At 46.6% G+C, this 16562-nt stretch carries 10 protein-coding genes; 4 read left to right on the top strand and 6 right to left on the bottom strand.

Features of this window, described 5'->3' with window-relative positions:
* Positions 1 to 15: 15 nt before the first annotated feature.
* The 3 genes from infB to R3D00_00230 all read right to left on the bottom strand — a co-directional run bounded on the left by infB (position 16) and on the right by R3D00_00230 (position 5067).
* Entirely contained in the window at positions 16 to 3075 is a 3060-nt protein-coding gene (gene infB / locus R3D00_00240; protein ID MEZ4771573.1) for a translation initiation factor IF-2, read from the bottom strand.
* 188 nt (positions 3076 to 3263) lie between these two features.
* Positions 3264 to 4538, bottom strand: coding sequence for a transcription termination factor NusA (nusA, locus tag R3D00_00235; protein ID MEZ4771572.1), 1275 nt, complete (start codon positions 4536 to 4538; stop codon positions 3264 to 3266).
* Between the two features lie 43 nt (positions 4539 to 4581).
* Entirely contained in the window at positions 4582 to 5067 is a 486-nt protein-coding gene (locus tag R3D00_00230; GenBank protein MEZ4771571.1) for a hypothetical protein, read from the bottom strand.
* Between the two features lie 174 nt (positions 5068 to 5241).
* On the opposite strand from R3D00_00230, the gene R3D00_00225 reads away from it, so the two are divergent.
* The gene (locus tag R3D00_00225) at positions 5242 to 6618 is read left to right on the top strand and encodes an MATE family efflux transporter (protein ID MEZ4771570.1); all 1377 of its coding nucleotides are present in this window, start codon (positions 5242 to 5244) and stop codon (positions 6616 to 6618) included.
* 157 nt (positions 6619 to 6775) lie between these two features.
* A complete protein-coding gene (locus R3D00_00220) occupies positions 6776 to 7267 on the top strand; it encodes an NUDIX domain-containing protein (GenBank protein ID MEZ4771569.1) in 492 nt (163 codons plus the stop codon).
* On the opposite strand, the gene R3D00_00215 is transcribed toward R3D00_00220, so the two are convergent.
* Positions 7230 to 12971, bottom strand: coding sequence for a PKD domain-containing protein (locus tag R3D00_00215; GenBank protein MEZ4771568.1), 5742 nt, complete (start codon positions 12969 to 12971; stop codon positions 7230 to 7232). The two genes, R3D00_00220 and R3D00_00215, sit on opposite strands and share 38 nt — an antisense overlap.
* A 225-nt stretch (positions 12972 to 13196) precedes the next feature.
* Between R3D00_00215 and R3D00_00210 the strand changes: the two genes are divergently transcribed.
* Positions 13197 to 14216, top strand: coding sequence for a metal-dependent hydrolase (locus R3D00_00210; GenBank protein MEZ4771567.1), 1020 nt, complete (start codon positions 13197 to 13199; stop codon positions 14214 to 14216).
* 32 nt (positions 14217 to 14248) lie between these two features.
* Positions 14249 to 15349 carry a VIT1/CCC1 transporter family protein gene (locus R3D00_00205; protein ID MEZ4771566.1) on the top strand — a complete coding sequence of 367 codons (1101 nt, stop codon included), beginning with the start codon at positions 14249 to 14251 and terminating at the stop codon, positions 15347 to 15349.
* Positions 15350 to 15361: 12 nt separating this feature from the next.
* Here the strand turns inward: R3D00_00205 and R3D00_00200 are convergent, their stop codons facing one another.
* Both R3D00_00200 and R3D00_00195 read right to left on the bottom strand, forming a co-directional pair.
* Entirely contained in the window at positions 15362 to 16003 is a 642-nt protein-coding gene (locus R3D00_00200; GenBank protein MEZ4771565.1) for a class I SAM-dependent methyltransferase, read from the bottom strand.
* A gap of 18 nt (positions 16004 to 16021) precedes the next feature.
* Complete coding sequence (locus tag R3D00_00195) at positions 16022 to 16519, bottom strand: SRPBCC family protein (GenBank protein ID MEZ4771564.1); 498 nt, start codon at positions 16517 to 16519, stop codon at positions 16022 to 16024.
* Positions 16520 to 16562 lie beyond the last annotated feature (43 nt).

Below are 16562 nucleotides of genomic sequence, written 5' to 3'. Positions count from 1 at the left end.
ATACTCAAATGCGGATCAGAGTTTACGTTTAATTTCGTTGATACGATATGATTCTAATACGTCCCCTGGCTTAATATCGTTATAGTTTTCGACCATAAAGCCAAATTCCATACCGCTGATCACTTCTTTTGCATCATCTTTGAAGCGTTTGAGTGAAGCAAGTTTGGAGTTATATATAACCACACCTTCACGTATAATCCGCACGGGATCATCTCGTTTGATTTTCCCTGTCATCGCGAGTGCACCTGCGACATTACCTACTTTGGTAATGTTGAATACATCCCGGACTTCTGCGGTTCCCACGATTTCTTCCTTGATTTCCGGTGAAAGGAGGCCTTCAAGCGCATCTCTCACATCATTGATCGCATCGTAGATCACACTATAGGTACGGATATCGACCTCTTCTCTTTCGGCGAGTGAACGAGCCTGGGCGTTAGGGCGAACATTAAAGGCCATAACGATCGCGTCGGAAGCAATAGCCAGGTTGACGTCGGCCTCAGAGATAGCACCTACCGCTTTGAATACAATATTCACCTGAACTTCACCGGTCGAAAGTTTCAGCAATGCACCGGAGAGGGCTTCTACCGAACCATCCACATCACCACGGATGATGATATTAAGTTCTTTGAAGTTACCGATAGCACGGCGACGCCCGATTTCTTCGAGTGTAATGCGTTTTGTCTGGCGGAATTGCTGTTCGCGGAAGAGCTCGGAGCGTTTTTGCCCGATTTCTTTTGCTTTTCCATCGTCAGAGAATACCTGGAATTTATCACCAGCCTGAGGCTGACCCGAAAGCCCCAGCATTTGAACCGGGGTGGAAGGCCCTGCCTTTTTAATACGCTCTCCGTTTTGATTGATAAGCGCCCGTACCTTGCCATAGTGAATACCGGCTACCATTTCATCTCCCACTTCCAGGGTTCCATTTTGGACAAGTATGGTTGCCACGTTTCCACGACCTTTATCGAGGCGTGATTCAATGACTACCCCACTGGCTTCTTTGGCGGGGTTTGCTTTCAGGTCAAGCATATCTGCTTCGAGGATTACCTTTTCGAGGAGTTCGTCCACATTGGTACCTTTCAGTGCAGAGATTTCCTGCGACTGGAATTTGCCCCCCCAGTCTTCGACCAGAAGGTTCATTTCTGCCAGTTGGCCTTTGATTCTTTCAGGATCGGCGCCGGGCTTATCCATTTTATTAATGGCAAACACCATTGGTACGCCTGCCGCCTGTGCATGGTTGATGGCTTCACGCGTCTGCGGCATGACGGCATCATCAGCAGCAATCACGATGATTGCAAGGTCAGTAGATTTTGCACCACGGGCACGCATAGCGGTAAAGGCTTCGTGACCCGGTGTATCGAGGAATGTTACGAGGCGACCACTTTGGAGTTTTACTTCGTAAGCACCAATGTGCTGGGTAATACCACCGGCCTCCTGCGAGGTGACGCTGGTTTTACGGAGGAAGTCAAGCAGGGTAGTTTTACCGTGGTCGACGTGTCCCATAACCGTGATGATCGGGTTTCGGGTTTCGAGCAACTCCGGAGAATCTTCCTCCTGCTCCTCATCGAATTCTTTTTCGGTTACATCGACAAAGTTGGTTTCAAAACCATATTCTTCGGCGATGATGGTCAGTAGTTCCGCATCCAGACGCTGGTTGATAGAGATCATCATACCCAGCTGGAAGGATTTGGTAATAATATCTGTAACCGGAACATTGATCAGGTTCGCAAATTCATTGGCAGTGATGAATTCGGTGAGTTCGAGAATATGTGCATCATCCTGCGCCTGTTGTTCGATTTGCTCTCTGCGGAGAGCATCGGCGTCGCGTTTTGCACGGCGAAGTCTCTGCCGGCTTCGGGAAGCACCTTTTCCCATTTGGGAAAGAGTGGTACGGATCGAGTCCCCCACCTCTTTGTTGGTAGGTTTCTCTTTTTTCCCTTTTTTCTGGGCAGCATTCCCTGCGGTTGCGGCTGCCTTTTTAGGATCTTTGGAATCTCCACCTCCGGTTGTTTGGGTTTCGCCTTCACCAACAGTTTTGCGTTTGCGCTTACGGCGGCGGCGGCGTTTTTTATCCCCATCTTCGGCAGATTCAGCCTCAGTTTTTGCTTTGGGTGGCTCTACCGGTTTTGCCGGTTCCTGTTTAGCAGGAGTATCATCGTTGGATTTCCGCTTCTTGGAACGTCTGTTGCCGGGAAGTTCAATCTTGTCGATCACTTTTAATCCCGAAAGCTGAGGCGTACGGTCTCCAGCCCGGATTACTTTATTTTCGTTCTCTTCCTTCACCTCAGGTTTTTCAATTTCGATTTTTGCTACAGGGACTTCGGTAACGACAGTCTCTGGCATTTTTTCCACTTTAGGGGGTTCAGGTATTTCGACTACCGGAGGTTCGGTTTTTTCAACTACAACTTCGGGCTTCGGTTCTATTACTTCAGCGACAACAGGTTTTTCTTGTATAGGTTCTACCGGTGGTTCAGGTTTTTCTTCTTCAGGTTCGTTTTCAACTACCGGTGGTTCAGGTTTTTCTACTTTGTGTTTAGGTTTTTTCAGAGCGTCGAGGTCGATTTTACCAACAACTTTAAGGCCTGATTCCCGGATGTCGGGTTCTGTCCTCGGGGGTTCCGGAAGTTTTACCTCTTCTTTCTCGACTACCGGCGGTTCATGCGACTCTTCAACAACCGGGGTCGGGTTGATTTCTGTTTTTGCTACGGGCGTAGATTCAGTCTTTTTCTCCGGCTCAGTTTTCTGGGGAGTTTTGGTATGAATCGTATTGCGGAGTTGTTCCGGAGAAATCAGATCATTTTCGGGATCTTCCTCTTTGGTTGTGGACGGCAGTTTGGTACTTACAGACCGTACATCCTCTTTACGTTTTTCGGAGAGTTGCTCGGCACGCTCTCTCATGAGCTTTTCTGAAGCGTACTCTTTGAGTAATAGATCATACTGCTCACCGGAGAGTTTGGTATTGGGGGAGTTCTCCACGTCAAAACCTTTACCCTGCAGGTGATCGACAAGCATACCCGTCGCCACATTTAGTTCTTTGGCTACTTTGAATAACCGGTAGATTTGCTTATTTCCCTCCATGCTAACTAATTATACCGCAAATATTTTGGTAAATATACTACTATTCTAAAAAAAATAAGAAACCAGGAAGAGCCTAAGCCCTTCCCAGGGAAGTATTTCCTTCATAAGGCAACACTTGTACACGGAAGACCGGTATTCCGAACCTAGATTTAACGCTTCATGAGGTTAATTTTAAGTTTTACTTCGGATTATTCTTCTTCCTCTTCCTCGGCATCAAACTCTGCACGGAGGACTTTTAACACTTGTACAATCGTCTCCTCATCAAGATCTGATCTTCTCGCGAGTTCTTCCTTAGAAAGATCAAGGACACTCATCGCGGTATCACAACCGATACGCTTGAGCTCTTCAATGATCCATTCTTCGATTTCGTCATTGAATTCGTCGAGATCAATATCTTCTTCATCCGGATCAATTTCCCGGTAAACATCTATCTGATAACCAGTCAGTTTTCCTGCTAATTTGATATTTAAACCATTTTTACCAATGGCCAGCGAAATCTGGTCGGGTTTCAGATAAACCTGGGCTGTCCGGGTTTCTTCATCCAGTTTAATAGATGAAATTTTGGCCGGACTCAAAGAACGTTGGATATACAGTACGTCGTTGGACGTATAGCTGATCACATCTATATTTTCGTTCCGTAGTTCACGGACAATCCCGTGAATACGGCTTCCTTTCATACCTACACAGGCACCTACGGGGTCAATCCTGTCGTCATAACTCTCCACGGCTACTTTGGCCCGCTCTCCGGGTTCACGAATGATACCACGGATATTGATCAGGCCGTCAAATATTTCAGGAACTTCCTGTTCAAATAATTTTTCGAGAAACAGCGGGGAAGAGCGTGAAATAATAATCCGGGGATTATTATTTTTCATATTCACTTCCATGATCACAGCGCGAAGGGTGTCTCCCTTGCGAAAACGATCTTTGGGTATTTGTTCGGTACGGGGAAGCGTCAGCTCATTTCCTTCATGTAAGATAAGGATTTCATTTCTCCATACCTGATATACTTCTCCTACTATGATTGTGCCTTTCAGATCTTCATACTGCTCTACGATTGTTGCTTTTTCCAGATCTCTGATTTTCTGAGTAAGCGTCTGTTTAGCCGTCTGAATGATTTTTCGGCCAAAAGAGAAAAAGTTGATTTCTTCAGCAAGGTCATCACCGACTTCATAGTCCGCATCAATCCTGAGGGCTTCACTAAGCGGTATCTGCTGGGTTTCGTCTTCCAGCTCGAAGTCTTCCACTACAACCCTTTCCCGGAATCCCTGAATATCCCCTTTGTCAACATTGACAATGATTTCGAAGTTCTCGTCTGATCCGTATTCTTTCCGGATCATGGTGCGAAAAACTTCTTCAAGTACGCCCATCAGGGTAGCCCGGTCAATGTTTTTAAACCGCGAGAACTCTGTAAACGCGTCAACCAGGTTTATTTTCTGATCTACAACTTTTCTTGCTGCCATGGTTTTTGAAATTGACTTCCGGCCTGTGCCGGGAACCTTCGTTTCAGAATATAATAATCACTTTTGCTTCTTTAATATCGGTAAAAAGAATCTGGATGTTTGCCGCTTCTTCTTCCGGCTCTGTCGTTTTTTTCTTTTTCTTTTGCGCCAAAGCTTCCAACTCCAGATATTCCTCTTCTACTGCTACCAGCTTTCCTTTAACCTCTGTATTATCACTTATTTTAATAACCTGAAGATGTCTGCCAATATTATTTACATATTGCCGGTGAAGCATCAGAGGGTAACCTACACCCGGAGAAGATACCTCCAGGTTAAACGGGAAATTCATCTCCTCCGAATTCTCCAGTAACATACCCAGTTTCCGGCTGATTTCTGCGCATTCTGACAGGCTAATCCCTTTATCTGTATCAACTTTTATGCTTAATACACTCTGCTTTCCCCTTTTCAAGCGAAGATCCACAACAAACGCGTGGGGGTTGGTAGCAGCAATATTTTGGATAATAACCTCTCGAAGAGAATCTGTCAGCATAGCAAAAAAATAAGGGAGTTGTACTCCCTTCCAGCCTTAATAAGTGTTACGAAAACAAAGGTAAAACTTTTTATTTACAAATCCAACGGGTGATCAAAAGCTTTGTTTCTCTTGCATCGGTATTGTGGATTCAATTATTTGTCTCAACTTTGTCTGCCAACACTCAAGCTTATAATGAAAAGGTCGATCCTGCGTTTTCTGATTCGTTATGGGGATCACATGCGTGAAACCATCAAACTCTCGGCTCCCGTGATCATCGGGCAGTTGGGGGTAGTGTTGATGGGGGTAGTGGATAATGTCATGATTGGTGATCTCGGGTATCGGTTTCTTTCCGCCGCTTCCCTGGCCAACAGCATTTTTTTTATCCTGGTAGTCCTGGGTATGGGAATGACGTTTGCCATTTCGCCTCTTGTAGCTGAAGCCGAGGCCAGCCAAAACCCTGACGCATGTGGCCGCTATCTCCGACAGGGGGTGTGGGTGGGTATTGCTACTGCATTTGTGATCGGCCTGCTTATGTTTGGCGGTACTTTGCTTATGCCTTTTCTGGATCAACCGGAGGAAGATGTCCGCCTCGCAACTCCTTATCTGCATATACTGAATATCTCCGTTCTTCCCATGCTGCTGTTTCTTGTATATAAACAGTTTTCTGACGGACTTTCGCTTACCCGGCCGGCTATGTATATTACTCTGATCGGGCTGGCGTTTAATACAGTCGCCAATTGGGTGCTTATCAATGGTTATTGGGGATTTCCCCGCTGGGAACTAAACGGTGCGGGTGTCGCCACGCTTTCCAGTCGCATCCTGATGTTTTTGCTGATGGCCGGATATATCGTTCGATCCAAAAGGTTTGCCAACTATCACCCTGCATTCCGGTGGAAAGAGATGCAGATAAACGTTATCCGGAAAATTGTCTCCATCGGACTCCCTTCGGGTATGCAGTACTTTTTTGAAGTAGGTGCCTTTGGCGGTGCCGTGATAATGGCCGGGTGGCTGGGGCCGGTGGATCGGTCTGCCCATCAGATTGTGATTAATCTGTCTTCCGTTACCTATATGGTTGTATCGGGAATTTCTGCCGGGGCAGCGATAAGGGTCGGCACTTCGCTGGGGCGGAGAGACCTTCCGGGAATGCGCCAGGCCGGTATGGCCGGGGTTTATCTCGGCGCCGTTTTAATGATGTTTTTTTCACTTGCGCTTGTCATTGGGCGCCACTGGTTTCCTCATCAATATGTAGAAAATACACAGGTGCTGGAAGTCGCTTCCCGTTTGATGATTATTGCTGCTTTTTTCCAGCTTTTTGATGGCATTCAGGCTGTTGGAATTGGAATTCTTCGCGGTATTCAGGATGTGCGGGTCCCTACGCTCATTACTTTTGTGGCCTATTGGGTGCTTGCCCTGCCTATCGGTTATGTCATGGGTTTTAAACTGGGATACGGCATTGACGGGCTCTGGTATGGTTTTGTTGTGGGATTGGGGATCGCGGCGTTGGCGCTGGTTTACCGCTTCTGGACGCTGACCAACTCCCAAATCCGGGACGAATCCTCCCTTATTTAGTTTTTATTTTCGGATATTTCGGTATGCGAATACTTGGATTACTCATGCATCCTGCTTATATTGTATAATTGCAGTAATGTGCTTGTGACCCAACCGGGACCAATATTAGCAGATATTGTTGACTGAGCTTAGTTTCCCTGGCAGCCAAAACGGTTTCATGAAAAATAAAGTATTCGCTTATATCACTCGGATGAGTGATGGAGTCCGGCAAATTCTGGTGTATAGTAACCGTCACTTCCCAGATTTGGGTATTCAGGTTCCCGGAGGCACGGTTGAGCCTGGTGAAAAAGAAGAAGAAACTTTGTATCGTGAGATTGAGGAAGAATCAGGTCTTGTTCATCTTCGGTTTGTCGGTAAACTTGGCCGTACCATTTACCGAAAGCCACTGAGAAGAGAAACCTGGCACTTCTTTCAGGTAGAATCGCTGGAATCGCCCGCACAGCACTGGGTGCACCGTGTAAATTCCTTTGGAAAAGATGATGGGCATGTCTATGAGTTTCAGTGGATATCTGTGGCGGAGGCCCGGAAAACTTTGGCCAAAGGACAGACTGATTTTCTCCACCAGCTTATTGATCCCATTCCCGGAAAATCGGATGCATTTGCAACTCCGGCTACCGAAGCAGGGTTACAGTCCCGGATCGCTGAATAACCTCTCCCGAATATCCTGTTCCGCTTACTTTAAATACATACACACCTTCAGGAACGGCTATCCCCTGTGAAGTGCCATCCCACCCGTCTTCCTGTGAGTCGGTTTCAAATATCTTTTGCCCCCACCGGTTGTATATCTCCATCCGAAACTGACTGATAAACGCACCCGGAATAATAAACCTGTCATTGACCAAATCGAAGTTGGGGGTAAAGGCATTGGGGAAATACAACAGGGGATCCACGACCACACAGGTTTCATTTGAAAGGCTGGTTTGCCCGTTTCCGCCCGCTTCCCAGGCGATTACCCGATAACAATAGCTCCCCTGCGCCAGGTCGGTTTTTTCGTCTGCATAAGTATTTGCGCTGCCCGGGACGGTTGCTACTTGCAGGTATTGAAGGCTGGTTTCATCAAATACTTCGATTTCATAACGGTCTACACCAAAAGCCCAGGTTTCATAGGGGTTCCAGTTCAGATAAACCACCCCTCTCACTCTTTCTGCCTCAAGGAGAATACTGGTAGCCCATCGGCCTAAAGGTGTTCTGTCTCCACAAGTATCGACTACAACTGCCCGGTACTGATAGTATTTTGTATTCACCGAAACATCTCTGTCTTCATACATCCGCACCGGACTCGAAACGGGCTGACTTAGAAGATTCTGAAATCCATTGCCAGCATTTCGCTCAATTTCGACCCGCACCAGATCCTCTCCTGCTGGTATATCTTCCCATTCTATTTTTACAAAAATATTGTCCTCCACTGTCGCCCGTATCATATGCATCGGGTTGGGCGGGCCAAAGTGAATAGGGGTATTTTTATTAATATTACTCCGCGAAAGGGTACTGTTTCCTGTCTCTTTAGCTTCAATCCGGTAGGTATAAGCGTCATAACAAAACATATCGGTATCGGTAAATGTCGTGACGTTACCGGGAACTGTCGCAATCAGGTTCATTCCTGTTGTGGCGTATCCGTTTACCCGGTAAATCCGGTATTCTTCTATTTCATTCCACCCCAGATATGGTGTCCAGTCGAGTAAAATCTGATCTGTCTGCGCGGTAGTCGTCAGCAAAATGGTACAATGGACTTCTGAATCTCCGATATCTGACCGCCGTTCGCAGTAATTTACCACTTGTATTCTGTAGCAGTAAACGTTATTCCGCGTGTCTAGCCCTGCATCTGTAATGGTGGTTTCTGTGATGTCTGTAGTGGTAAATATCATTTGCCATGTACCGGAGGGGTCCTGTCGGAAGACTTCATAGCGGTCAAAGTCGTTGCGGAAATTGTCGTAGGGGTCAAATGAAATCTCCGTAGCGATATTGCTGGTTACGGTGACATACCGGATATTGGGTACAACTGGTTCTTCATCGACCAATACCTGAATATGCTCAGGAAGGGTTACTGCATCGGTACAGCCAAATACGTCTGTGACGGTAAGCGTGATGGTATATATTCCCGGGTTTTGGTAAGTATGAATCGGATTTTGCTGCGTACTGGTTGTATTATCCCCAAAATCCCAAAGCCATCCTGAGATGAGCGTATCAGACTGGCTGATATCTGTGAAGCTGACGGGTACAGAAGGACAAACAATACGATCGCTGACCGTAAATGCGGCGTCCGGGTGATTCAGGACGATGTAGTTGGGCTTCGTAAGGGAATCCGTACAGCCGTTTAGATCCCATACCCGAAGTGATACTGTATAGATTCCGTCTGCCTGATAAATATGCTGGGGATCTTCCAGCTGACTTCCTAACGATGCATCGCCAAACCGCCATCTCCAATCTATAGCCGTAGGGGTGAGATCGGTAAATTGTACAATTTTTGGGGCGCAACCAAAACTGTCGTCCGCGACAAAATTGGGTTCTGGCAAGGCCCATACTTCAATGTCCTGGCTGTCACTGCCTGTGCACCCCTGGCTATCTGTAATGGTAAGTGTCGCCGTGTAAAATCCAGGGTTTTGATAGGTAAATGGATAGGTCTGTGTCGTGGCTCCTATTCCGGTGATTCCTGAATTCCATTGCCAGCTCGCAGTCGGGGAACTGTTGACCGGAGAGATGTCGCTGAAAGTTACACTCAGGGGCATACAACCCACAGAATCAGTAACAGCTATGGCCGCTATGGGAGATTCATTTACAGTCGCAGCAGCCGGAATCAGCAGCGTGTCTTTACAGCCATTCACGGTTGTAACAGTCAGCGTTACATCATACGTTCCGGGCTGACCGTAAAAATAGCTGGGGCTGGCAATCGCAGAAATGCCGATATTGTCGCCAAAGTCCCAGCTCCACTGGTTGACCAGCGCAGCAGGGGTACTTAAATTGGTAAAACTTACCGCACCGGAATCGCATAATAAGGGGGCTGTTGCGGAGAAATTTGCCACAGGCTTTGGAAATACCAGAATACTATCCGGCGATTCAATAAGCACCTGACAGCCTGCACTATCTTCTACAATCAACAGCGGATGGTAAATACCCGGATTGGTGTAGGCAAAAGAAATATTTTGTCCTGATGCGAGATTCCCGCCATCCAGATCCCAGTTAAATTGTGCAACATTCGGCGTACCAAGGGCAGAAAAGCTGACAGGTAACCCCGGACATATTTGCAGTGGCGTGAAGGAAAACGAACCGTAGGGGCCGCCGACATTGATCATCGATGGAATGGTTACGGTGTCTTTACATCCTCCTGCAGTGGTCGCGATGAGGGTAACATCAAAATCACCGGGTACTGCATATACGTGAGAGGGATTTTGGCCTACAGAAGAACTCAGGTCGCCAAAACTCCATTGCCAACTGGTAAAGGTATGAGGAGAAAAAACAGAAGTCGTGAAATTTACCAGCAGGGGCGGACAGGTTGCAAAAGTGGTATCCGCAACAAAATTGACCTGTGGGGTGGCAATGGTTATGGGTACCGTGTAGGTACTGTCACACCCGTTGATATCTGTGATTGTGAGACTGGCATTGTAAATGCCATTTGCGAGATAGGTATGAACAGGGTTTTGTGCGTTGGATGTGGTATTGTCACCAAAATCCCACAGGTAACTGGTAATGCCAAAACCAGTGGAGAGGTTGGTAAAAGTAATGGGGTTATTGATGCAGTGAACCTGATTGCTTACAGTAAAAAACGGAACAGGTTCTGTAACAAATATATAGTTGGGAATGGTTTTGGAACTGCTGCAGCCAATAGAGTCTGTAGCTGTAAGGGTAACTGTATAAGGGCCGGGATTGGTATATGTGTAAGTAGGTGTTTGTAAACCGGAAGTGGCACCTGCAGGGCCAAAACTCCAGTTCCACGTAGTCACAGGCCCAAGAGAGGTGGTTAAATTGTTGAAGGTAACGGAATACGGAGCACAACCGGTAGGATCAGGTACACCAAAATCGACCTTTGGTTCATATACTTTTATATGTTGCAGTATCACGGTATCATCTGGACAGAATATCGAGTTTAGCACAAATAGCGATACTGTATATACGCCCGAGTTCTGATAAGTATGGGTAGGATTTTGTGTGACGGATGTATTTCCATCTCCGAAGTTCCAGAACCAATTGACTGCATTGTAGGACGAGTCGGTAAAGTTTACTGTCAAAGGCCGGCAGCCGAAGGTGGTATCAGTTACAAAATCAGCTTCCACCTCTTTTATGGTTATCACGGTATTGGTCGTATCGCCACATTGTGTGGAGTCATTTTGGACAATCAATGTAACAACATATGTCCCCTCCTGAGTGTAAATATGCTCAGGACTCTGCAACGTCGAAGTAGGGGTATTGTCGCCAAAGTCCCAGAGCCAGTGTTGTGCGCCTATGGAAAAGTCCGTAAACTGTATCGTATCGGGTGCATGGCAAATAAATGGCTGCAAAGGCAAAAACAGTGCAAGAGGGGGATCGATATAGATATATGCGGGTTTAATAAGGGTGTCGGGACAACCCCTGTCAAAGACAATTAGCATCACATCCATATATCCGGTGTCCTGAAACTGATGTGAAGGACTCCATATACCTGATTGACCGCCATCGCCAAAATACCAGTAGGCACTGTCTGCATTCTGGCTTAGATTGGTAAACTGAATAGCGCCTGAAGCACAGGAATAGGTAGTGTCTGCGATAAAGTCTGCAATAGGTTGCTCGCCCACTTCGATATAGCCTGATGCCGATAGCGTATCACGGCATCCATGAAGCGTTTCTATAATAAGGGTTACGTCATAAGCCCCGGTATCAAGGTACGTTGTCGTAGGGTTTGCTACGGTATCAGTTTGGCCATTACCAAAATCCCAGAAATAGCTGATGACGGGAGACGGGGAATAACTGAGTGAAACAAAATCCACATCCAGTGGCGCGCATCCATCGCGGATAATTGCGTCAAAAAAAGCGCCTGTTTGTCCGGTAACCACATAAAGAGGCTTTTCGATTGCGGTTGAGCAGCCGACGGCATTAGTTGCGGTAAGGGTTACGTCATAATAATATGGTTGCCCGGTAGGACTAAACACCGGCAGCGTCGGATAAGTGTGGGAAGGATTTGCCGCCGCAGAGGTTGCTCCGTCGCCAAACTCCCAGAAATAAGTAGTGGCGCCCGTAGTATTATTGGTAAAGGTGACAGAAAAGGGCGGATCGCAGAAGAGTGTATCCGAGACAGCGTAATCCACAACAGGTGGTGCACTGACTGTGATAATGGTCGATCCGGTAAATGTACATCCACTCCCGCTGGTAATGGTTGCTGACACAATATATGAGCCGGGTTGATTATACGAGAATGTGGGGTTACACGCTGTAGAGCCTGGCCCGGGCACGCCAAAATTCCAGCTTACCAGCGAACCTACCGGTGAATTACAAAAAAAATTCACTACCTCATCCGGACAAACCAGATAATCACTGGCTTGAATATTTACCGTATTTTGTCCTACACTGATCAGGTTGGTTTTTACAACTGTATCGGCACAACCCAGCGTATCGGTAACAATATGTGTGACTGTATAGGAGCCCGGAGCGGTATATGTAGTGCTCGGATTTGCCGTTGTAGGGGTGGCGCCGTTGCCAAGTGTCCATGCATGCGATACTGAAGGGCCATTGGGCGAACTGGTAAAAGTTACACTATGGGGTGCCGTACATCCCAGTGCATTATTCACAGTAAAATTGGCGTTGGGTGTAGGGTTGACAAGAATATATCCAGGTTTAAGGAGAATATTCTGACACCCGTTGACATCACTGGTTACAAGTGTGATTGGAAAAACACCCGGAACCGTAAAAGTATGATTGGGATTGATCTGCGTGCTCGTATATCCGTCTCCAAAGTCCCATAGCCATGAAGTGATGGGGTTTGAGCCGGGTGTGGAGAGATCAGTAAATTGAACACTTTCCCCCTGACAGATGTTGAGTATATTGGCAGAGAAATTTGAGGTGGGGTTTGCGAAAATGGTGATAAATCCGGGCTTTGTAACAGATTGTGTTGTTCCATTTGCATAGGCAACAGATAGGGTTACGGTAAACTGCCCGGCTGTGGTATAGGTGGCACCTGGATTTTGGAGGGAAGACATGGTTCCATTTCCGAGATTCCAGCTATAAGAGATGGCACCCGGAGCTGTAGGCGTGAAATTCACCACCATAGGACTGCATCCGGAAGTGACATTTGCCGTGAAGTCAATTTGAGAAAAGACAGGTTTTGCGGCAAAAATAAAAGTAAGAAGGGTCAAAAACCACACACAGAGAAAGGAGAGATGTTTCATGGAGTTCGATGCAGAGGTTTATGGCAGAAATTCCCAATAATTGTGTTTTTCAACGTGGTTGACTGGGAAAAATGAAGATTAACCCCGATTTTCACCTCCCAACCATAACAAAATAGTTCGTTATTGCGGGAATTCAAAAAAGGGGAAACAATCTCAGGCAGATTTATTGTTAAGCCAACAATTCATAGAGTATTAACAAATAACAAAAGGTAAGGTTTTGATTTTATGGATTCAATCACACAAGTAGTACTTGGCGCTGCGGTCGGTGAGGCTGTGTTAGGTAAGAAGGTTGGTAACCGGGCACCACTCTGGGGCGCGATATGTGGCACCATTCCCGACCTTGATGTTTCTGCTAATTTTTTCATGGATCCATTGGGTGCCCTTATTGCACACAGAGGAATTACCCATTCTATTGTGTTTAGTGTCGCGATGGCTCCGGTGATGGGATTTCTCATTTACCGGATCTACAAAGGTAAATGGGGTACACAAAATGAGTGGTCGAAAATGGCTTTTTGGTCGCTGATTACCCATCCTTTGCTGGACTGTTTTACTACGTGGGGGACGCAGTTGTTTTATCCTTTCAGTGACTACCGGGTGGCGCTCAATAATATATTTGTGGTTGACCCAATGTACACTGTGCCCTTTATGATCTTTCTGATTGTGGCGATGACATTACGGAAAGAAAGCCGGTGGCGGCGAATATGGAATACTACAGGGCTGCTGGTCAGCAGTTTTTATATGATACTGACACTCGCCAACAAAATGGAAGTGGAGGCAGTATTTACCAACGCGCTTCATCAGCAGGGAAAAAGCGTTACCCGCATTTCCACCTACCCTACCCCGCTCAACAACCTGCTTTGGTATTGTGTGGCGGAAGAACCATTTGGATTTGACATTGGCTATTATTCCCTTTTGGGCAATCCTCAGGGTATTTCATTTATACATATTCCCCATAACCACCAGTTGATAAAGGGAAAAGAAGAAAACTATGTCATCGACCGGCTTAACTGGGTGAGCAAAGGTTATTATGCCCTGGAGTCGCGAAATGATACCCTTTTGTGGCACGATTTGCGGTTTGGATTGCTCAACGGCTGGGATCCCGCCAGCGACCCTGAGTATGTATTCACCTTTGAGGTATATCAGAAGGAGGGGGAATATGACGGTATCATCCAGGCAAATCCCGATATCAGCCGATTGGGCAAGAAGGAGTTGAAAGAATTCTGGGATAAAATGTGGGGGAAGTAAGAACATTAAACACATCCGGCCAATATATCGCTATGGAAAACTTAAAGAACATTCAAACCGAAGTTGATGCAGCATTTCTGTATCAGGTGCTTGCTGAAAATGAAGAAGATCCGAGTGTCGCCGATGTGTTTCGACAGATGAGCGAGATCGAACATGGGCATGCGCTGGCTTTTATGGCAAAACGCAATCTGGATATTGCCATTTTACCTAAACCATCACGGAGAGCTAAAATACTGAAATTCATAGGCAAAGTTTTCGGCTATGACTATGTACTGGGGGTGTTGCTCGACACAGAAAAAAGCATATCCGCAAATATCCGTACCACGAGAAATAAAAGTAAGTCAACCCATTCGATTTCGGATACGGCGCATGTTACGGTTTTAAAAAACCTGCTGAATTCCCCCCGGAAAATCTCAGGCGCTAATCTTGCCAGATTTGAAAAAAGACATAGATCTGTAGGGGGAAATGCGCTGCGGGCAGCCGTTTTGGGCGGGAATGACGGGTTGGTTTCCAACTTTAGTCTGGTCATGGGAATTGCCGGTGCTACCAGTGGAGGCAGTGGGATTTTGCTGGCAGGACTTTCCGGATTGCTGGCAGGGGCTTTGTCTATGGCTTTGGGCGAATGGATTTCAGTAAAAAGTTCGCAGGAATTGTACGAAAATCAGATGCAACTGGAGATGGAAGAACTGGAAACCAATCCGGAGGGAGAGGAGAAAGAACTGGCATTAATCTATCAATCGAAGGGAATTCCGGCAGAGCAGGCACGCGAAATGGCAAAAGAAATCATGGCAGATAAAGATCATGCGCACGAGGTGCTGATCAAAGAGGAACTCGGGATAAACAGCGAAGATTTGAAAGGTTCAGCCATGGAGGCCGCGGTTACATCGTTTATACTGTTTGCGGTGGGAGCTGTTATTCCGGTTATACCGTTTTTCTTCACAGAAGGAATGACGGCGATCATTATCAGCACAGCCTTAAGCGCAGTAGGGTTATTTTTAATAGGCAGTTCGATCACCCTTTTTACCGGAAAAAGCATTTGGTATTCGGGTTTCCGGCAGGTGCTTTTTGGTTTAGCTGCAGCAGCAGTTACCTTCGGAATCGGAAAGCTTGTGGGAGTTTCGATTGTGGGGTAAAGTATGGAGACATCACTTTCCCCCTACCGCAATCCAGTAATATTCAAGGGTCTTTACTGCTACCCGTATTGACTGACTTCTGAGTGTGTTTTTCAAAAAATCTACTGAAGGAAAGTTTTTCAGCACTTGCCATGTGTCGCCGTTTTCCAGTTTGCGGGTTTGAAAAGTATTGCCATTGACATCGGTCGAAGTAATCGGTGTACTACTGCCGGAAACATAACGATTATCCATAAAAACCACCTGGCCTCCGGGCTTAACGAGGTTGTTTACCGTGCGGATAAATTCGTCCAAATCTTCCAGCAAAATATGGCTCCATATAAACCCGCCGAATACCGCATCGTATTTTTCAGCAGGCTGGAACTGGTACAGATCCGCAACCTCAAAAGCCACATTGTGGCGGGGGAAGGTTTTGTTTTTCGCCACATCAATCACCGTCGCATTGACGTCAGTGGCAAGCACCGAAGTGGCAGTCGCGGCAATCCGCTCCGTCCAATATCCCGTGCCGCAGGCAATTTCCAGCACACTTTTCCCCGCAAAACAATCCTGCAAAAACGTAGTCGCTTCGACAAGGTCAGCCTGGCGCTCCGGTTTATCGTAAATCTTCTCGTATTCCTTTGCCCTTTTGCGGTAGTAGGTGATGAGGTCGGTGTTCATGGGGAGAATGGTAAAAGTTTATGCCTCCTGCGATTCTTTCATTCCCGGAATCAACTTCCATTTCTCTGATTCCGCAAAATCTTTTATCACCTGATTTCTGATCGCCAGGAATCGCGAAAGGTATGTTTTGAGCACGACTGTTTCCGCGATTTTGCCCAGTATCCCCAGCGGCGCCCGGAAGTGTAGTTCATCGGTCATCAGGGTACGGTTGGGGTTGATGGCACCAAATGTATGATTGTGGACAAAAGACTTAAAAATCCCCTGTATCATCTCATCGCGGAAATGATGCGGCGGATGGTATTCTGTAATTCTGACCGTCAGCGTCTGCATAACCCCAAAATGCCTCGCCCGCCATTTGACGGTTTCATTCAGTCCGATCAGCCCGGTGATTTTCCCTTCAATGGCTTCTTCATTTGTCTTTTGTGTACTGATTTTATGAAGATCAATACTCCTCGACAGGTCAAAACACATTTTGACCGGAGCTTCAATGGTGGTATTAAGAGTGATGATGGGCATGGGGGTAATTAACAATGATAGATGCTTGTTTTCAAAGGAATGA

Source organism: Bacteroidia bacterium, from assembly GCA_041391665.1.
Classification (GTDB): domain Bacteria; phylum Bacteroidota; class Bacteroidia; order J057; family J057; genus JAGQVA01.
This window is presented reverse-complemented; position numbering and strand designations above follow the sequence as displayed.